The sequence below is a fragment of the Gordonia sputi NBRC 100414 genome, from assembly GCF_000248055.1.
GTDB classification, from domain to species: domain Bacteria; phylum Actinomycetota; class Actinomycetes; order Mycobacteriales; family Mycobacteriaceae; genus Gordonia; species Gordonia sputi.
The window spans coordinates 65,386-85,702 of the sequence record NZ_BAFC01000112.1; the positions used below are offsets into that span (position 1 = coordinate 65,386).

At 65.1% G+C, this 20,317-nt stretch carries 12 protein-coding genes; 6 read left to right on the top strand and 6 right to left on the bottom strand.

All coding sequences use genetic code 11. The annotated features are described in order from the left end of the window. Positions 1-136: 136 nt before the first annotated feature. Together GOSPT_RS17595 and GOSPT_RS17600 are read left to right on the top strand one after the other, a co-directional pair. Positions 137-586 carry an HIT family protein gene (locus GOSPT_RS17595; protein WP_005207802.1) on the top strand — a complete coding sequence of 150 codons (450 nt, stop codon included), beginning with the start codon at positions 137-139 and terminating at the stop codon, positions 584-586. After that, entirely contained in the window at positions 583-1,407 is an 825-nt protein-coding gene (locus GOSPT_RS17600; RefSeq protein WP_005207803.1) for an NAD-dependent deacylase, read from the top strand. The genes GOSPT_RS17595 and GOSPT_RS17600 overlap by 4 nt, the downstream gene beginning before the upstream one ends. A 3-nt stretch (positions 1,408-1,410) precedes the next feature. Here the strand turns inward: GOSPT_RS17600 and GOSPT_RS17605 are convergent, their stop codons facing one another. From GOSPT_RS17605 to GOSPT_RS17615, 3 genes are all read right to left on the bottom strand, one after another. After that, a complete protein-coding gene (locus tag GOSPT_RS17605; RefSeq protein WP_005207804.1) occupies positions 1,411-5,568 on the bottom strand; it encodes a PDDEXK-like endonuclease domain-containing protein in 4,158 nt (1,385 codons plus the stop codon). 95 nt (positions 5,569-5,663) lie between these two features. Next, positions 5,664-5,996, bottom strand: coding sequence for a rhodanese-like domain-containing protein (locus GOSPT_RS17610; protein ID WP_005207805.1), 333 nt, complete (start codon positions 5,994-5,996; stop codon positions 5,664-5,666). 170 nt (positions 5,997-6,166) lie between these two features. After that, positions 6,167-7,924, bottom strand: a complete 1,758-nt coding sequence (locus GOSPT_RS17615) for a DEAD/DEAH box helicase (protein WP_005207806.1) — start codon at positions 7,922-7,924, stop codon at positions 6,167-6,169. A gap of 231 nt (positions 7,925-8,155) precedes the next feature. On the opposite strand from GOSPT_RS17615, the gene GOSPT_RS17620 reads away from it, so the two are divergent. Then, the gene (locus GOSPT_RS17620) at positions 8,156-9,943 is read left to right on the top strand and encodes an AMP-dependent synthetase/ligase (protein WP_039856556.1); all 1,788 of its coding nucleotides are present in this window, start codon (positions 8,156-8,158) and stop codon (positions 9,941-9,943) included. Positions 9,944-10,023: 80 nt separating this feature from the next. Further along, positions 10,024-11,190 (top strand): OpgC domain-containing protein, encoded by a 1,167-nt coding sequence (gene opgC / locus GOSPT_RS17625; protein ID WP_082965585.1) that lies wholly within the window; start codon positions 10,024-10,026, stop codon positions 11,188-11,190. A gap of 153 nt (positions 11,191-11,343) precedes the next feature. Here opgC and GOSPT_RS17630 read toward each other — a convergent pair whose 3' ends face one another. Both GOSPT_RS17630 and GOSPT_RS17635 read right to left on the bottom strand, forming a co-directional pair. Then, entirely contained in the window at positions 11,344-12,492 is a 1,149-nt protein-coding gene (locus tag GOSPT_RS17630) for an acid phosphatase (protein WP_005207809.1), read from the bottom strand. Positions 12,493-12,704: 212 nt separating this feature from the next. Beyond that, positions 12,705-14,231, bottom strand: a complete 1,527-nt coding sequence (locus tag GOSPT_RS17635; protein ID WP_005207810.1) for a DUF7782 domain-containing protein — start codon at positions 14,229-14,231, stop codon at positions 12,705-12,707. 308 nt (positions 14,232-14,539) lie between these two features. Between GOSPT_RS17635 and GOSPT_RS17640 the strand changes: the two genes are divergently transcribed. Both GOSPT_RS17640 and GOSPT_RS17645 read left to right on the top strand, forming a co-directional pair. Next, a complete protein-coding gene (locus GOSPT_RS17640) occupies positions 14,540-16,267 on the top strand; it encodes a hypothetical protein (protein WP_245548738.1) in 1,728 nt (575 codons plus the stop codon). Positions 16,268-16,356: 89 nt separating this feature from the next. Continuing rightward, complete coding sequence (locus tag GOSPT_RS17645) at positions 16,357-19,668, top strand: GH92 family glycosyl hydrolase (protein WP_141630924.1); 3,312 nt, start codon at positions 16,357-16,359, stop codon at positions 19,666-19,668. On the opposite strand, the gene GOSPT_RS17650 is transcribed toward GOSPT_RS17645, so the two are convergent. Further along, a complete protein-coding gene (locus tag GOSPT_RS17650) occupies positions 19,661-20,311 on the bottom strand; it encodes a hypothetical protein (protein WP_039856539.1) in 651 nt (216 codons plus the stop codon). The two genes, GOSPT_RS17645 and GOSPT_RS17650, sit on opposite strands and share 8 nt — an antisense overlap. Positions 20,312-20,317: the final 6 nt, after the last annotated feature.

Consider the following 20,317-nt stretch of genomic DNA (forward strand, 5'->3'; position numbering starts at 1 on the left):
ATTCGAGCTCCGATCGAGGCGCCCTACTCTCGTTATATAATCGTTATGTGACCTGTCGCACTACGTGTCGCTCGTTGCGACATGCCACGCCCGCGGGACTGTCGAGCCCGGGCGGCGAAGTCGTTAGGGTTCAGGGATGACCGACTGCGTGTTCTGCCAGATCGTCGACGGTTCCGCGCCGGCCCGAAAGGTGTACGAAGACGACGCCGTGGTGGGCTTCCTCGACATCAAGCCGGTCTCGCGTGGGCACACCCTCATCGTTCCCCGAACGCATTCGGCGGGCCTGGCAGATCTGGCTCCCGACGACGGCGCTGCGCTGATGCGTGCGGGACAGGTTGTCGCGGCCGCATTGCGGACGACGCCGCTGACACGCGACGACTCGCCTGCTGATGGGGTGAATCTCGTCGTCAACGACGGAAAGGCCGCCTTCCAGACCGTCTTCCACACGCATCTTCATGTGATCCCCCGTCACCGCGGCGACAAGCTCCGCATGGCGAGATCGCTGCTCGTGCGTCGCGACAAGACCCCCGACGTCACCGCGGCCACGGTGCGTGCGGCGGTCCTCGAACAGATCGGACGCGCATGACCTACGACGACGCCCTCACCACTCCTGATGCGCAGATCCCCCAGGCCGCCATCGACACCCTCGCGGGTGCCGAGTGGATCACCGTGTTCACCGGTGCGGGAATGTCGGCCGACAGCGGTGTGCCGACATTCCGCGACGCACAAACGGGACTCTGGGAAAACTTCGACGCCGAGCAACTGGCGACCCCGCAGGCGTTCAACGCCGACCCCGCCCTCGTGTGGGGGTGGTACCAGTGGCGCGCACACCTGGTCCGACAGGCCGCCCCGAACGCAGGGCACCTGGCGTTGAGCGCCCTGGCAGAGCCGACCGACGAGGCCGACGACGCACCATCGGTCATGGTGGTGACACAGAACGTCGATGACCTACACGAGCGTGCAGGCAACACGGTCGTCAGCCACCTACACGGCTCCCTTTTCGCTCCCCGCTGCTCGCGCTGCGGACACCCCTATGAGGGCAGAGATGCCGACCCGACAACAGCCACCGACGAACGCCCGGTCGAGCCGCCCGCATGTCCGATATGTCTGTCGCCGGTACGGCCGGGCGTCGTGTGGTTTGGCGAGCCGCTCCCCGCGGAGCCGTGGGCACGTGCCGAGCAGGTATTCGACGTCGCCGATGCCGTCCTCGTCGTGGGGACGAGCGGTATCGTCTACCCCGCCGCGGCGCTGCCCGAGCGCGCAGCGAACCGCGGCATTCCGATCATCGAACTGAACCCGGAACCGTCCGGACTGAGTTCTGTTGCCACGCATAGCATTCGGACCACCGCCGCGCGAGGTCTACCCGAGATCGCCGAACGCGTGCGTGCCGCACGGCGCAGCCGATAGCTGCTACTCCGCTCCGGTCAGGTCGATCGGTTCCCACGCAGCAGCCTCGCGGGAGGCCGTCGCCGATACCGAACCCGGTTTGACGCCTCGACGGTCGAGAAGCCGGATCACCGCGGCGAGCGCGGCGTCGGCGTCGAGCTCGAACTCCGATTCGCGCACGCGCGCGAATTCCCAACCGCAGCGGCGCAATTCACGCTCGCGCTCCATGTCGGAGCGCGCCTGCGCGCCTGTCGAGGTGAACTCGTCTCCGTCGCATTCGACGGCCATCCGGCCCTCCGAACCCGTGACCACGAGATCGATGACCCGATTGTTGACAAGGACTTTCGGCGTCACGTGATAGCCGAGCGCGGCCAAGCGGTTGAACACCCGCTGCTCGAAGAGGCTGTCGAAAGGTTCGACTCGCTCGTCGTCGGGGACGTCGGAGGGCATCGGAGCGATGGTCGGCCCCTGATTTGCCTGCATGTAGCCCAGCAGCGAGTAGCGCAGGTCGTTGGGACGCAGATCGTCGAGTCCGACCGAGTGGAACAACCACACCTGGTCCATCGCGCGCGACGCGGCGACGTTGATTCGACGCTGTGACTCTGCGCGGGTGAGGGCACTCAGTGATGCGGGGTCGGAGACCACCATCGACAAGAACATCACATGTCGTTCGTCGCCCTGGAAGTCGGGCGGGGTGCCCACCCGGATACGACGCGCACGCCAGGTCTCCTCGCCGACGGCCTCGCGCAGGAGACGGGTGATCTCATCGACCTGCTTGGCTCCCTGCAGCGCGATGATGCCGAAATCGAGTTGGGCATAGGCGGGATCGGCGAGGCAATCGAGCAGTGTCGCAACGATCGCCGCGGCCTCGCCTTCGTTCACCAACGACTGCCCCTGGCCGGAGGCCACGCCGTCGACCCGCACGGTCCGCAGGGGATCGAGCCGATCGGCACCGAACTGTCGAACGGGAACGAGTGGCGACCCACCGTAGAACTGTCGCGACGAGTACTCGATGATCTCCGGCATCGACCGGAAATGTTCACGTAGTCGGATAAGGTGACCGAATCGACTGCGCAGCAACGAGAACAGACTCGATCGCGGTGTCAGCCCGTCGCGGAGGTAATGCGGGAGATCCGGAAGCTCAGCGTCGAGCCTGGCAAACGCATCGTCGAGCGAGGTTCCGGCGAGTCCGCGTGGGGCGCACTGCTTGTCGTCGCCGACGACGATGACGCGGGGCGCGAGCCACAGCAGAAACGAACTGGTGATGTCGGCCTGACTCGCCTCGTCGACGATCACGACGTCGAACGAATTCGGTTCGGGCGGAAGCATATCGGCGACCTGGCTGGTCGACATGATCCACGCGGGAACTGCCGACTGCGCCTGCTCCATCGCTTCGCGCGCGGCAGCCCGGAATCGGTTGGCGTGCTTGCCCGATCCCTTGCCGAGATTGATCATGTGGTCGCGGTAGGACTGTAACGCCTGCACCTGGGCGACGGTGGTGCGCGCGAGACACGCCCGCCACGCGCGCGCGGCGGCGAGCTTGGTGGTCAACTGTGCGATGTCGGCGTCGGCCTCGTCGAGTGCCGACGCCAGACGCGCCTCGGCGTCGGGGTCGCTGCGTTCGGCCACCCAGGTCCGCGCCCGACGCCACTCCCACGCGCCGACCACGTCACGTAGGCGCGCGTCCCACGCCGGGTCGTCAGCTGTTGCGGCCAGCGCCGCGTAGAACTCCGGTGCCTTGCCGCGCAGCCGCAGAGCGAGCAGATCGACGGCCGCTTGGTCGTTCAGCTCACCACGCGCAGTGGTGAACGCACGTCGCGCCGCCCTGATCGCCTCCGCATCGGCGTTGGCCAGTGCGGCGACAAGTGCATCGCCTTCGGGCGACGGTCCCCTTTCGACCTCGGTTGACAGCCGGTACGCGTGATCGGCCAGTTCCTGCTCGGCGAGAATCGCATCGTTGGCCGCCGCGATCGACGCACCCTGGTGGGCAACCTCTGCGACCTGCGCGACGCTGCGCGGGCGCGGGCCACCGGGACTGATGTACTCGAGCTCGCGAATCAACTGATCACGCGCAGAAAGCAGATCCGATACCCAGGCGAGCTGCGTGTCGAGGCGGACGAGCTGGCTGAGCTGCTTGGATCGGGAACCGGCGGTGTCGACGGGGACATGCAGATCCGCGAGCACGCGATGCACCTGACTCACGGCATCGAGGACCGCGAGGTGATCAGCGACGAGCGCCAGGCTGTCGGCGTCGGTGGCTGCGTGGCCGTCGACGCTGGCTATGGCGCCCGATTCTTCTACTGCCCGTTGCTGTTCGGATCTCAGGAGGCGGCCACGCCAGCGTCCACCCTCGCGAAGATAGGTCGCGGCAGCTGCGAACCGCTCACTGTCACCAGGCCTCGCGTTCTCGACGACGATGACGTGCGCGCCGATCGCCCGGTCACGCTGCGCGGCGTCGGCGATGACCGACGAGAGAGCCGTGACGCGCGACCACAGGTGCGCTTCCTGACCGGCGAGGAGCCTGTCGGCCATGTCGACGACCAGTGGCGGGAACGTCGCGACCTCACCGGAGGCCACCGCGAGGTGATCGCAGATCCCCTTTATCCGCAGCAACCGTTCGCTTCCGACGTCCGACAGGATCGACATCAACGAACCGCTACCGACCATCGGCTCCTCGGGTCGCTGTCTGATCCGTTCGCAGATCGCGTCCATCGTCATCGTGTCGGGTAGGTAGTCGTCGAGGTCCGGCAGTCGCTGCGCGAGACGCCCGGAATCGTCACCGACGCGGCGAAGCAGTTCGAGCAGTCGGGTGAACTCGCCGCCGTCCAGTGGAGGCAAAGCGCCGTCGAGCGGCCCGGGAAGCCAGTCGAAACGTTCGGCGTCGGCGTTGCACGCGCGCACGATCGACGCCGCGGTACCGCGATAGTCGCCCGCAACCCACTCGTGCACCTCGGTCTCGGACGAACGCAGGTCCCACAGACCGCGGAGCGCACGCTCGCGCCGATCGACCGCCTGCGCACGGCGGTAGGCGAGGTCGTCGATCTCTGCGTCGGCGACACCGGGTGAGAAACTGGACTTGCGGTCGGCGATCGCCTCGACGCCCGACACCACGGCGTCGTAACTGTCGGTGCTGATGTCGGCGAGCGAAACGGTCAACTCGCGTAGCTCCGGCGGGAGGATGTCGCGCAGCACCTGCAGCGCGTTGACCTTCTCACTGGTCACCAGCACGCGCTGCCCCTTGGCGAGAAGTGCCGAGAGGACGTTCGCGATGGTCTGGGTCTTGCCGGTACCAGGTGGTCCTTCGACGACCACGCCGCTGTCGACACCGAGTTGGGCCAGCACGTCACGTTGCTCGACATTGGACGCGAGCGGGAACATCGCATCGGCGACGAGTTCGGCCGCAGGAGTCGTTCCCGGCCCGCTGAGCGCCGCCAGCCGGTCTGCTGCCTCGATGGGCGCGACGAGCTGCGACAGCCCGATCGGCACCTCGGTGTCCGGCTCGCGCAGTGCCGCCAGCATGGCGTCGTAGAAGCGCAACGCCGACCCCGTTCCGCGGTTGCGGAGAACGATGGCCGGCGCGAGGTCGATGGTCAGTGACACGTGATCGTCGTCGATGACGACGTTGTCGCGCCACGCGGAAACAAGTTGTCCCGCAGCAGAATTTGCGATGTTCGTCAGGCCTGCTACACGTCCCCGCTGCTTGACCGCCTCGGACAGGTCGATGCCGTCGATGGAGGCGAGCAGGTGGGTGTCGTGGATCATCGGAACGCCCGCGGATCCGAGCGAGATCCGGATGACCCCCGAATCGGTGTCGCGTTCCGCGACGACGTCCTGAGTCAGCAGGTGTTCGCGAACGAGGGGCTCGGCGTCGTTCTCCTTGTCGACGACGGTGACCAGTCCGTTGGCGAGGACGATCTCGAGCGCCTCGGGATCGGCGACGAGGTCGTCGAGGATCGTCGACAGTTGCGAATACGTGTCATCGTCCGGAGATACCTCGACGACGGTCTGTCCTGGCGCCGCTCCCGTGCGTACCTGCACCGGCGTCGACCTGCCTACCCACACGACTGCGGGATGCGAGTCGACGGTGGTGACCGACACCGATCGTGACCGGACCAGGCCGCGGAGGAAACCGATCAGCCTCGACACCTGATCCCGACGCTCATCAGGAGTGTCGTTGATCATGCGCTTGCTGCCTTCCCGCCGCGATACCAGAGTTCATCAACGCTACCAAGGCCGCGGAGGCCCGGTCGTGTCGACGAGCACTGTGGCGGTGCAGCTCAGCGAACCGAGGTGCCTCGAAGGGCGGGGAAACCGCCGTCGACGTAGTGCACATTGGTGTAGCCGAGGTCAGCGATCTGCTCGGCGATGCGCGGTGCCTGCGAACGCACAGAGACGACGGCGATCTCGGTGTCGCGGTTGCTGACCAGCGGGAAAGAACCGGTCGGCGTGGGCGCGAGTCGAGTTGTGACCTCATTCGGGTCGACAACGACCGCGCCGGGAACACTGCCCTGGTGACGGACGACCTGCGGACGGGCGTCGACGACGACTGCGTCTCCGTGCTCGACGTGATCGATGGCTTCTGCTGCGGTAATCGAACTCACCACTGACACTGGTGACTCACTCCTGAACTAGAACTTCTACGTGCTTGCCGGGAGCCGGATCGACCGCTCTCCCCCAAAAAAGGTTACGGAAAGATATCGATCTGTCCACCTTCGCATCATCGGCCTGGTCACAGGTTTCAACCCGTTGTATTGCGCAGCGAATCCTTCGGTCGGCTGTGTCAGCCCCGACTACGGCCGGCGACGCGCGGATTACCGCGCTTCCCCCAGCTGTCACCGCGTTTGCCGTGGCGGTCACGGTTGAAGCCGCCACCGCCCTGACCATTACGTTTACCGCCACGTGCGCGAGGCGGGCCCTGGTCGCGACGGATGTCGATCGGGTTCTTGCCGATCCGCGTGTGCCTCAGCCGATCCAACGTCTCACGATCGAGGTCCTCGGGAAGTTCGACGATCGAGAAGTCGTCGCGGATGCTGATGTTGCCGAAATCACCCCGGGTCAGTCCGCCCTCGTTGGCGATCGCGCCCACAATTGCACCCGGAGACACCTTGTGTTTGCGCCCGACAGCGATCCGATAGGTGGCGAAGTTGCCGCCACCCGACCTCGGCGCACGTTCCCGGCGCTCCGGACGCTCACCCTTCGGCGGGTCGGGTGCCATTAGGAATCCACCGTCGCGGGTCTCGAGCGCCAGCGCGGCCGCGATGTCGGCCATCGCCACGTCGTTGTCGCGGGCGTAGTTCTCGATCAGTTGCCGGAACATGTCGAGATTCTCCGACGCGAGATTCTCGGTGATGGAGTCGGCGAAACGCGCGACGCGCTGGGCGTTGACGTCGTCGACGGATGGCAGATCGATCTCGGTGAGCGGTTGGCGTGTTGCACGCTCGATCGCGCGCAGCAGGTGACGCTCGCGGGGTGACACGAACAGCAGGGCGTTACCCGATCGTCCGGCACGTCCGGTGCGTCCGATGCGGTGCACGTACGACTCGGTGTCGTGCGGAATGTCGTAGTTGACCACATGCGAGATCCGGTCGACGTCGAGTCCGCGGGCGGCTACGTCGGTGGCGACGAGAATGTCGATCCCGCCCGCCTTGAGCTGATTGATCGTCCGCTCGCGCTGAGCCTGCACCATGTCGCCGTTGATCGCGACTGCGGAGAACCCCCGCGAGCGCAACTTCTCGGCGAGTTCCTCGGTAGCCGACTTCGTGCGGACGAAGACGATCATCGCGTCGAACGTCTCGACTTCGAGAAAGCGCGTCAGGGCATCGAGTTTGCGCTGGTGAGACACCTGCAGATAGCGCTGGGTGATGTTCTGGGCGGTCGCGGTCTTGGCTTTGACCGTGATCTCCTGCGCGTCGTGCAGGTATCGCTGGGCGAGCCGTCTGATCGCGCTCGGCATGGTCGCCGAGAACAACGCGACCTGCTTGTCGTCGGGAGTCTCAGCGAGAATGCGTTCGACGTCCTCGGCGAATCCCATCGTCAGCATCTCGTCGGCTTCGTCGAGCACTAGGAAGTCGAGTTGGGAGATGTCGAGTGTGCCCTTGTCGAGGTGGTCGATGACGCGTCCCGGCGTACCGACGATCACCTGCGCGCCACGCTTGAGACCGGCGAGCTGCACGCCGTAACTCTGTCCGCCGTAGATCGGCAACACACGTACATCGGGCATATGTGCCGAGTATTTGCCGAACGCTTCGGCCACCTGGAGTGCGAGCTCACGGGTCGGCGCGAGGATCAACGCCTGTGGGCGTCGAATCTGCGGGTCGATCCGCGACAGGATCGGAATCGCGAACGCGGCGGTCTTGCCGGTACCGGTCTGGGCGAGACCGACAACGTCGCGACCCTCCATGAGCGGTGGAATCGTGGCCGCCTGGATGGGCGACGGGGTCTCGTAACCGACATCGGCGATGGCGTTGCGTACGCGTTCGTCGATGTCGAGATCGTCGAATGTGATCGACGGTGCGTCTTGGGTCGGGCTGTCGGTCATGGTCTGCGTGTCCCGTTCATCGACTCATACTCTAATCCGCGGGCGGGCCAAAAGCGGCATTCACGTGCCGCACGGTCATGACCCGAGTCGATCACACCTGAATGTGATGAGCACCACTTTCCCTGCTACCCTCTGTGGCAACATATCCGAGCGGCATCCCGCCCGACCTCGACTATGTCCGTTATGTCTATGTCCGAAATGCCGGATACCACGTCCCAGGGGGCCACCTACATGCAGCAGTACGCCACTCCGTCGGATCTGACCGTCGAAGACAAGGCCACGCTGGTCGACACTCTGCTTCGTTATCGCGACGAACGCCCGACACTGCCATTGTTCAAGCGATTGTCGTCCGGTCAGTGGATCACAGTGACCGCCAAACACTTCGCCGACGAGGTCGACGGCGTGGCCAAAGGCCTCATCGCGTCGGGCATCGAGCCGGGCGACCGCGTCGCGATCTGTTCGGCCACGCGGTATGAGTGGTCACTCCTCGACTACGCCATCTGGCGTGCGGGCGCGACAACCGTCGCGGTGTACGAGACCTCTGCACCTGATCAGGTTCAGTACCTTCTCGACGACTCCGGAACCGTCGCGCTGATCGTCGAGGACGACAACCATCGCGACAAGTTCCGCGAGGTGACCGCCGCATTGCCGGCGCTTCGTGAGACCTTCGTCATCGACGACGGCGCGGTGAACGAGCTGACACAACGTGGCGCGGATGTTCCCGACTCCGAACTCGATTCGCGACACGCCAACACGGTGTCGTCCGACGCCGCGACGCTGATCTACACCTCGGGGACCACCGGCCGCCCCAAGGGCGTGGTGCTCACCCATGCGAACTTCCTCGCTGAATGCGCGGCGACCCGCGAGGCCGTCGGCTCGGGCCTCGAAGAGGGCAATTCGACGCTCCTCTTCCTGCCGTTGGCACACGTCTTCGCCCGCGTCATCGCCGTCGCAAGCCTGGAGAGCGGCGTGATCGTGGGTCACACCAGCGATATCCCGCACCTCGTCGAGCATCTCGCCACGTTCAAGCCGAACTACGTGTTGTCGGTGCCGCGCGTGTTCGAGAAGGTCTACAACTCCGCCAAGCAGAAGGCATACGACGGCGGTAAGGGATCAATCTTCGACAAGGCCGCCGACACCGCCATCGAGTACAGCGAGGCGTTGGAAAAGGGCGGACCCGGCATCGTGCTCAAGCTCAAGCACAAGGTGTTCGACGCCCTGGTCTACAACAAGCTGCGTGCCGCACTCGGCGGCAACTGCGACGGTGCGATCTCGGGCGGAGCCCCACTCGGAGCGCGCCTCGGGCACTTCTTCCGTGGCGCGGGTGTGCCGGTTTACGAGGGCTACGGACTGTCGGAAACCACAGCTGCAATCACCGCCAACAGCGAAGAGCACCAGCGTGTGGGTTCTGTCGGGCGGCCGATTCCCGGCGTGACCATCGCGATTGCCGAGGAGGACGGCGAGGTTCTCGTCAAGGGACCTGTGGTCTTCACCGAGTACTGGCACAACCCCGACGCCACCGCCGACGCGATTCGCGACGGATGGTTCCACACCGGCGACGTCGGACGTCTCGATGACGGCTTTCTCTACATCACTGGCCGTAAGAAGGAATTGATCGTCACGGCGGGCGGCAAGAACGTCTCCCCCGCCCAGCTCGAGGACTCGATCCGTGCGCATCCGATGATCAGCCAGTGCCTCGTCGTCGGCGACAACAAACCGTTCATCGCCGCATTGATCACCATCGACACCGAGGCAGTTCCCGGTTGGCTCGAGCGCAACGGGCTCGCTGCCGACACCCCGTTGACCGAGCTGGCCTCCAACGACAAGCTGCGCGCGGAGATCACCGAGGCTGTCGACGCCGCCAATGCGAAGGTCTCCAAGGCCGAGGCGATCAAGAAGTTCAACATCCTCGACACCGATTTCACGATCGATTCGGGCGAGCTCACGCCGACGATGAAGCTCAAGCGCAACATCATCCACTCGGCCCATCAGAAGGCGATCGCCGACCTCTACACATGATCGCTCAGTAGACAGTCAAACCGCACCCCGCGTGGCCCTGCACGGCTACGCGGGGTGCGGTCTTCTACGCTCGAATGACCATGACCCGTGATCTCGCCATCGACGCCACGCGCGGCGTCGCCATCTGGTCGATGATCACGGCGCACTTTGCCCTGGGAATGCGCATCGCCGAGCCCACGCACTCGTTCCCCTACGTCGACGGGATGTCTGCGTTCGTCCTGCTGTCGGGATTCGTTCTGGGCCTGGTGTATCAGCGGTGGATCGAACGCCATGGATTGTGGTTCGCGTATCGACGTCTCACCAAACGGATCGTCGTGCTGTATTTCTGCCAGTTGACGATCGCGCTCGTCGCCGTCGCCGCGGCGATGGCCGGGCATCGCTGGCTGACGCTCCTACTTCCGATCGACGGGTGGGGTGAAGGTATCCGACTCGCGCTGAGAATGGACTACCTGCCCAGTGGGGGCAACATCTTGTTGCTGTACCTGGTGTTGATGGCCTCGGCATATGTCGTATTCCCCCTTCTGATGCGTGGATGGTGGGTCGCGGTGCTGTGTGCATCGATCGCGCTGTACGTGATCTCGCAGATTCACTCCCCGGACTGGTTTTTCCTGACCCAGTCGATGGCGTCTCCGCGGACGGAGAACTGGGCAGCGTGGCAGATCATGTTCGTGCCCGCACTGGTGATCGGCTGGAACTGGCGGCGATGGCAGGGAGCTCGCTTCATCGACAGATACCTGCCTGCAATCCTTGTCGGGGCGGTCTGCGTCTGGTTGGTCTTCCACTACGTGATCGACACCGGCCCGTGGGCCGAACTCGAATCCCACTTCGCCGACAAGGTCAGCTTCGCGCCGGCACGCGCGCTGGGCGCCTGGGTCGTCGTACCCGCGGTGTACGGGGTGTTCCGTGCGCTACTTCGGGTGTGGCACCACGACTGGTTGCGGCCTCTCGTGATGACCGGAGCGCGCAGCCTCGACTCGTATGTCATTCAGGCGATCGCCCTGATCATCGTTCCGATCCACGTCGCCCACCGCCCCTGGGACGAGACCACGTCGGTAGCCGTCACGCTGCTCGTCTTCGGTGCGTGCTGGGCGTGGGCGGAACTTCGACGCGCCGCTGAGATCGACAAGCTCCATAGACTTCCCGCGATCGCCTATCGCGCGACTCACAGCCCCGCCGCTCCGCCGTCCGACAGCTCGGCTGCTCCTACCTCGGAACGCGAACCTGTCAGCGAAGCTGTACCCAGTTGAGTTCCCGTAGCCGTTGACTGGTCTGGGAACTCAGGTCGGCTGCGCAGAAAGTTACGTCTCTCGGGGCCTCCGCATGTACCGGTACGCGCGGAGGCTCCGAGGGATGTGGTTTTCTGCGCTGCGATCCGACCTATCTGAGCTGAGCAACCTGCCTCAGCGAGCCACCCACGCACGCGCGATGTCGAGTCGCTGCCAGCCGCCGTTCGCCCCGGTCTTGTCGAGCGGATACCCGCCGGGCAAGGCCGTCCGCGCCAACAGGTCGCGCAGCTGCTGCGTCGACCACCCCGGATGGGCGGCCCGGATCAGGTTCTCGGCACCGGCCGGAACCTGAAGTGGCGCAGCGGGTCCGGTCGGCAGGAACGAGAAGGTCGAGCGTTGGCGGTAGCTACTCAACGGGGCGTCGGTCCCTACGTAGGGCTGCTGGCAGCCGACGATGCGACCGATCGGCGCACCGACCCGCGCGGCGAGTACCGACCGCAGTTCGGTCCGTGCCTGCGCCAGCAGCGTTGCGAAACTCGGGTCGGCGATGACCTCGGAAGTGATGTTCTCGGCAAGCATGCGCCCACCGATGACGTCGAGCGGGTAGTGCACGCCGAGCACGACGCGGTGATAACCGTACTCAGCGCCACGGGCGAGAACCTGCGGCCCGACCTCGGGCAACATGCTCGCGATCAGGAAGGCCTGCGTGTAGCCCCAGGTGGTATGTCCCGACGGGTACGACCCGCTGCCGCGTACCGATTCGTAGAGGTCGGGACGGCCGTCGCCGTAATGACGGATGAGAGTGGGCGCCACCTCGAACGGCCGCCGGTAGTCGAAGTACTTCTTCTCCTTCGACGTGCCGACGCGATCGCCGACCAACGCCTTGTCGCCGAGCAGCAGCTCACTCGTTTTCGGGAGCTGCCCTGCCTTGAGGGCGTCGAAGAACGCGGGCGAGAGCTTCGAGCCGAGGGCGTTGAAGATCGCGGGTCCCTCGATCGCGTAGTTGTCGTCGACCGCATACGCCGACACCTTCGGGCTCGCAGCATTGTTCACCGCGATGGCCTCGAGAAGATTTTGCTGTTTGATCAGCGGGGACAGCGACGAGAACGCGTCGAGCGTCGCGATGTGATTCGCGGGCTTCGCCGTCGCGAACGGCGCCGACTTCTCGCCCGCGGTGAAGCCGCTCGACGCCGAGACCGTGGTCGGAGTGAACGCACAGGCCGCGGGAGCCGCAGTCGCGGTCGTGGGTACGAGCAACCCGACGGCAGCGATCGCGGGAACGACTGCGGCCGTGAGTAATCTGCGGCTTCCGAACCGACGCATATGGTGTTGCCTCCCCGAATGAGTTGCGCCCCATGGACGTCGGGGCCGGTCGCGAACCCTCTCAGATGACCAGCTCATGTCAACGACGAGGCGACGTCGCGGTGAACGTCAGGTGTCGGGCCCGGTCCCATCGGATCGGGGTCGGACAATCCGGTCGGGCTGATCGGTTGTGGTTCGCGTTCCGGTTGAGGCGGAAGTGGTCGGACGCTTGCTCAGCGAACCTCGTAGAGGATGCCCCGCCCGATGGCCTCACGGACGACGGGTAGCGCTGCCGCAGCGAGCGCGTCGGCGTCGACGTCGTGGAAGTCGGCGAGGAGTTCGATGAGTGCTCCCAGCGGCACCTGACCCCGGCAACCCGCCAGCAACGCCCGTGAGACCTCGTCGACGCCGAGGACGGCGCCCGGCCCACCCGGGCGCCGCACGGATGCTCCGATCTCCTGCCAGCCGTCGTCGCCCGGAAGCGACTGCGCGTCGAGGAATACCGGGGAGGTCTTCAGTCGAGCGGCGAGCAGAGCATTGTCGGAGGTGGTCCGGAGATAGTCGCGACGGTCCAGAAATGCCTTGGCCTCGGGACCGGTCACCTCCTCACCCGCGCCGGTGATCTCTTCGATCACGACGTCGGGCGGGCCGTCGGGTCCACCCCGACGATCCCGAAGCGTGATGACTCCCATGCCGATTCCCGCGATACGCTCTCGCTGGAACCAGTCGAGCCACGCCGATCCTCGCGCGGCGATCTGATCCGGTTCTTCGCCCGCGTCGGACAACCACAGCGAGATGTAGTCGACGGGATCGGCCAGCTCGCGCTGCACAACCCACCCGTCGAGCCCCGTCTCCGCGATCCACGAACCCACTCGATCGCGCCAGTCCGCGTCCTCGTAGACGATCCAGTTGGCAAGCAACTGCGCCGTGCCTCCGGGGTTCAGGCGCGCGGGCAACTCGCGGATCAGGCGCGCACACAGGGCGTCGCCCTCCATCCCTGAGTCGCGATACTCGTAGTCCTGCGACCCTGACCCGACGACGAACGGCGGGTTGGAGACGATCAGGTCGAAGCGCTCGTCGCCGACGGGCTCGAACAGACTGCCCTCGCGCAGATCCCAGGACATCCCGTTGAGGCGTGCGGTCGCGGCCGCCAGGGCAAGCGCGCGGGGGTTGGTATCCGTCGCGACGATCCGATCGGCGTGGGTTCCAAGGTGTAGCGCCTGGATTCCGCACCCGGTACCGAGGTCCAATGCCGACTCGACCGGGTCACGAATGATCGCCCGCGCCAACGAGATCGACGCTCCCCCGATACCGAGGACGTGATCGTGCCCGACAGGACCCGAACGCATCGCGGCGTCCTGATCGGAGACGACGAGGTAGTCGCGGACGTCGTCGGCGTGTGGTCGGATGTCGAGGATCGCGCGCACGCGCCCGTCGTCGACGAACTCGACGACCCCGTTCGCCGCGAGCGCATCCAGCGGCGTCGACGCAAACACCTGCTCGGCGGCCTCACGCGGCTCGTCAGAGCCGAGGAGGAAGAGGCGTATCAGCGTCGCGAGAGGTCGGCGTTCGGCAGGCGCCATCACGGTGGCACGCAGCGCAGGCCACCACACTCCCTTGCCGAGTGCGGCGTTGGCATCGTCACCGAGAAGTGCGGCGACTCCATCGGAGTTGTACTGCGCCGCACGCAGATCCGCTCCGAGTGAATCGACGACCGACAGGTCGTCGAGAGGAAGACGCCCGAACGCGGGGTCAGACATGCGTCACCGACCTTTCGATACTTCATGTGGCGACGTCCAGCAGACCACACGGCTGGGGCGGTGGCGGACGACACTCGGATCAATTCGCCGAGAAGTCTGTACGGGTTCCGTAAAGTGCCCTAACCTTCCGAGTGTCAGTCGAGACCTGATAGTGACCTTAGAGTTTCATTAAGGTTATGCTAACCTCACCAACTGAGCCGATGTGCTGGTGCTATCGGCGGGATGAGTTGAGCAGTCGGCAGACACCATTTCGGTGACACATGAGAAGAGAGTGCTTCATGGTGCGTGGCGTGGGTCGGGACCACCCGGTGGCAGCAGGACGATCGAGAACCGGGACGAAGTGGCTGGTCCGCGTCACCGCGGCAACGACGCTGTGTTCGGTCTTTGCCGCCGGCGCTACCGGTAACGGCACAGCAGCGGTGGTGGCAACGCAGGCCGCTCATCAGCAGCAAATCGCGACGCAAGCGGCACAGATCAAGGTAAAGCCGACAACGCGTCCCGCCGAGACATACGACGAGCGACTCGACCGGATCGGTAAGTCGAAGCGCTCACTGCTGGCAACACCCAAGGAGAACTTGGGCAAGGAAACCAGTTGTGTCAGTGCAGAATTCACTTCGCTCTCGGTGGTCTACGACTCGCTGTTCGAGTCGATCCTCCCGTCGCTTCCGCCCCAGCTGCAGCAGAACGCCTACGCCGCACGCGCCCAGGCGCATCGCGACATGGACCACATGAACGTCTCGACGCTGGCCATCTCCGACAGCCCGCTGGCCCTCGGCGCCGACTCCGACGACCCGGCTACCAAATACCGGAGCCCGATCTCTCAGTGGATCGTGGTGCAGCTCTTGAAGGTTCGCGACGGGAAGCAGAACGAGGCCATCCCGGTCAGCCGCATCACGCTGATGCAGGCCGTGGAAACCGCGTGGCTGTACTTGTTCACGACCGTCGTGGCGCCGGCCAAGGTGCTGTCGCAGATCGCGCCCATCTCGGGCAGTCCCTTCGACGAGACTCAACTGTCGGCGCTCTCGAACTTCATCACCTGGAAGAGCATCCTGCAGATCGGCGTCTCCGCCAGCGCGCTCGGCGCCCAGTACACCTACCAGGCGATCGCCAGCTCGATGATCAACCAGTGCGTCGCGCGAGTCACGAAAGAACAGAAAGACGACGCCGGCCGTCCGAGTGAGACCGTTCGCTACAACATTCCGATCCCGGCGATCGTGCAGGACATCGCCGATCAACTCGCACTCGCCGACAACAAGACCTGTGCGCCCGTCGGTTCACTTCCGCTGTCGCGCATCGTGACCCGCACCTCCGACTACGCGCAGACGATGGTCACCACCGAGGCGCAGAAGCGCAACATCCGCAACGAGACCAAGCGCATTCTCTCGACGATGCGCTCGACCCCGATCCCGCACAACCTGATTCCTGCCGATCCCGCGGACTTCAACACGGCGGAATCGATCGCCTCCTACATCGGCACGATCATTCCCTACGTCGGCGGCGCACCCCTCGACATCGCGTTGGGCCTCGGACACAACATCGGCCAGGGCGACAACCTCGCGGCGACGGTACCGCTCTCCGACCTCACCGTCACCAAGGGAATGACCGCCGCGTACTACTCGCTGTACCTCTCGCTGTATCTGTTCAGCACCGCTGGAGGTCTTGTTGAGGGCGAGGTGCTGCCAAAAGGTCTTCCGCTCACCCCCGTGCGCCTGCTCAACGCGGCTGGCTCGGCAGCCATCACGTACGGACTCGTCAACTACCACAACGTGATCCGCTCGATGTGCCTGCGCGAGGACGACACCACCGGAACAGGCCTCGGAGCCGAGCAGCACAAGAAGCTGCGCGACGCCAAGGACGGCGCGCGCACCGAGAAGGCCGCCGACGAGAAGGCGCTCGCACCTGCCGCACCGAGCACGTCGGCGCGGGTACCCGCCGGGGACGATCAACGTCGCACCGCGGCACCGACGACCACGTCGAAGAAGCCAGCCATCACCCCGGTGCCCGGCCTGCCCTTCACGATTCCGGCTGCCGGCTGATCCTGGCCTCGTATTGTCGCTGATGTTGGTCATGGATTTCCTGACCAACGTCAGCGGCAATCCCTCGCGCACGACGTAGGGTGGCGCGTGTGCGGTTCGGTGCGCGCAAGCAGAACCCGACCACCTCGCTACGGCGAGGCCCTGGTCCATCGCATCCTGTCAGCGCACGGCCGCTGGTCGGTCTGACGTCGCCACGACCATGGGTCTACGACCTCACTGTGCGCCCCGATTCCGAAGTGGTTGCCGGACTCGACGGCTGCGATCTCGTCGGGCGTGTCGTCGGAGAAGACGACGAGCTGACCTACGCCATCCATGCCGTCTTCGACCCTGACGAACACGACGTGCGGAACTCGTACGCCGCGACGGCCGTAGCTCTCGATCTCCAATTCGACGACGGCCACACACTTTCCGAGAGGGCGGTGCTCGACCAGCACGGCGTCGAACTCGATCCGCGTAGTCAGTACCTGTCTCGGACTATTGCGGTGGATCAGTGGACTCTGGAGAGAGTGCGACTCACCGGATGCGCGGGTCTGAGGATCGTCGGGGTGGCGCTTCGGTGTGCGCCGCCACCACGAATCATCAAGAGTCACAAGCAACGTCGGCTCAGGGGATTCGTCGACGACGTGTGTCTGCGTCCGCGCAGCGTGCCGCCCCCGGAGCGCATTCATCGCGTTCGCATCACACGCGGAACGCACTCCAGTGACCGCTTCTCGCGCGGTAACTGCGCGCCGCTTGTCGCTCCCCCGCACGGGTCGGTGTTCGGTCTGCCGATGACCGACGCGGGCAATCGAAGATGGCCGTACTCATACCACGAAGCCAACGACGCCGAGAACCGTTCGCACCTCAACGCTTTCGCGACCTCACACATCCCGAGTCCGTGGATGGGTGATCGTGGTGTGCTCCAATTTTTTCCCAGTACACTTGCCCACCCGGCGCTGGATCGCAGCGATCGCGCACTCGAGTTCTCGCACCACGACGAATCCGATCGTCCGGACCGCTACGCCGTGCCACTCGGCGGCGGCTCCGCGGCCGGCGGTGTCGACGCCGAACTCACCGCGGGCACGTGGTCGGTGTGGCTGCGGGTTGGCTTTCCCTCCGATGTCGGGTCACTGATCTTCGATCAGCTCGACGGGCGCGGATCGCTGGTGTTGTCCGACGCCTCACGGGGTGTGATCACCGGATTCGTCGACGGCCCAGGCGGTTTGGTCGATGTGCCACGCATGTACTTCGCTGCCCGCGTCGATGTTCCCGTCACGGCAACAAGCCATGCACCCGGTCGTCACGAACGCAGTGCGGTACTCGGCTCGGTCACCCTCGACGTGGCGCAGCGTCGAAGCGCTGTGCTCGCCGTCGGGACGTCATTCATCGGTGTCGATCAGGCAGCCCGCAACCTCGACTATGACATCTGGCTTGCCGGAGGCGGTTTCGATGCGATCTGGTCACGGAGCCGCGCCGCCTGGGACGCTGTCCTCGGTCGCCTCGATATTCGTGGCGCAAGCGATGACCAACTCGTCACCGCATACTCCAGTCTTCATCGAGTTCACCTCTACCCCACCATCGCCCATGAGAACGTCGGAACTCCGGACAACCCACGGTGGGCGTACGCAGACCCCTTCGTTCCGCCTGTCGACGACGGACCGACACTGACAGCGCGTCCCGTCGTCGACGGCAAGCTCACCGTGACCGACGGCTTCTGGGACTCCTATCGTGCGAGCTGGCCACTACGTACCCTCGTGTGGCCAACGGAGACAGGAGAATTGGTCGACGGCTTCGTCGAACACTTTCGACGAAGTGGTTGGACGAGCAGATGGTCGGCTCCCGGGCCTGCCGACATCATGACCGGCACGAGCAGCGACGCCGTATTCGCCGACGCCGCGCTCGCCGACCTACCGGGACTCGACCTCGAGAATGCCTACGACGCCTGCCTCCGCAATGCGACCACCCCGTCGTCGAATCCCCGTGTTGGCCGAAAGGGAATGTCACGCTCGCTGTTCCGGGGGTTCACCGACACCGACACAGCCGAGGGAATGAGCTGGACCGTCGACGCGGCGATCAACGACGCAGCGATCGCCACCTTCTCACGTCTACTCGCACAACGATTCCCCGCGCACCCTCGGAGTGAGGAGTTCCGCGCCAACGCGCTGTGGTTCGACGCGCGAGCGGCGTCGTACGCCACCGTCTTCGACGCCGAGACCGGCTTCTTCCGCGGGCGAGAACGCAATGGGGATTTCCGCCCGGTCCGCGACTTCGACCCACGCAGGTGGGGCGTCGACTACACCGAAACCAACGCCTGGGGAACCGCATTCACCGCACCGCACGACGGGGCGGGACTTGCGACGCTACACGGAGGACGAGCGGCGCTCGAGAAGAAGCTCGACGAGTTCTGCGCGACTCCCGAAACCGGCAGCGCCGACATGCGCGGGTCGTATCCCGTTGTGATCCACGAGATGCGAGAGGCCCGCGACACCCGCATGGGCATGCTCGCCCTCTCCAACCAACCCGCACACCACATTCCGTTCATGTACGCCCATGCCTCTACGCCGGGCAGCTTCGCCCACGCGAAGACCCAGTCACTGGTTCGCGATGCCACGCAACGACTGTTTCTCGGATCGGAGATCGGGCAGGGGTACCCGGGCGACGAGGACAACGGCGAGATGTCGGCGTGGTACCTCTGGGCGGTGACGGGGCTCTATCCGCTGTCGATCGGCTCGGGCGAGTACGTGATCACCGCTCCGACGTTCCCGTGGATCAGGTGGACGTTGGACAACGGCGCCACACTCACCGTCGACGCTCCTGCGGCGTCGACGACCAATCGCTACATCGAATCCGTGACCATCGACGGGCAGGCGTGGAACCACATCACCGTGTCTCGGGAACTACTGATGCGGGGCGCAGACATCACCATCGCACTCGGCCCGGCGCCCACGACGTGGGCCGCGGGCACGGTTCCGGCATCGGCAACTCCACAGGACACGGTTCCCCAGCCACCTCGCGACCTGACGAGTCCGCGGACCGCTCCGACGTGTGCACGCGGCCCAGCAGACGCAACGGCCGTCTTCGACGACGATTCGTCGACGCCGCCGCTCCTGCTGCGAGCCGATCACGCAGTCGGCTGGGAGTTCGACGCCCCGACCCTCGTCGACCACTACACCGTCACCCCACACTCGGCGGGCGAACTGGGGTGGCTGATCGAGATTCTCGACGACGCCGACGCGTGGATCCGAGTCGACGAACGGAGAGTGTCTTTCCGCTGGGACCGGCAGACCCGCGTCTTCGCGCTGCCGACGCCGACCGCCACGTCGGAGATCCGACTGCGGACACTCGACGACGTCGAGCTGGCCCAGTTGGAGTTCTTGCGGTTGACCAGCGGCGGTGCGACTCCTGAGGTCTTGATCAGTTAGCCGTGGACAGCTTCTTCAACGTTGCGCGGGCCTGTTTACGCACTTCGCTGTCAGGGTCGTCAACATACTGCTCGATGATCGGCCGCAGTCCCGACGGAAGCGGCCTGTACTGGCGGATGTACTTGATCCCCAGGGCACGCACGCTGGGATCGTCGATCTGGTCAACGACGATCTGCAAACCTTCGGGCAGCCCCTGCTTGACGAGCCACTCGAGGATCGCGACCCGACCCGACCCCAGAGACCGATCAGCACCGAGCCTCGCCATCTGCTCGTAGTCACTCGGCACAGCAAGGTAACGAAGCGCGTTCCCGATCGCGTACGAATTCACCTCTGGCAGTGGAGGATTCAAGTAGTACTGCTCCATCAGCAATGGAACAGCTTCCGTACCCATCGCATCGATCGTCGTGAGTGCGCGATATAACCCAGATCGAAAATTCGCAAGATCACGATGATCGGTCAATCCTGAGTACTCTTCGACATTCCGCACCCAATCAATCAACATGGGAATCAGCGCCGGATACCGTTCGCTCGTTCTAGTAAGGTCATTCATAGTCCGAAAAGGCAAACGACTACGCTTCCCCGCTTTTTTGATGTCCGAGGACAGCGCGGCGTGGGCCGCTATCCACTCAGGTGGTGGCGACATGTCATC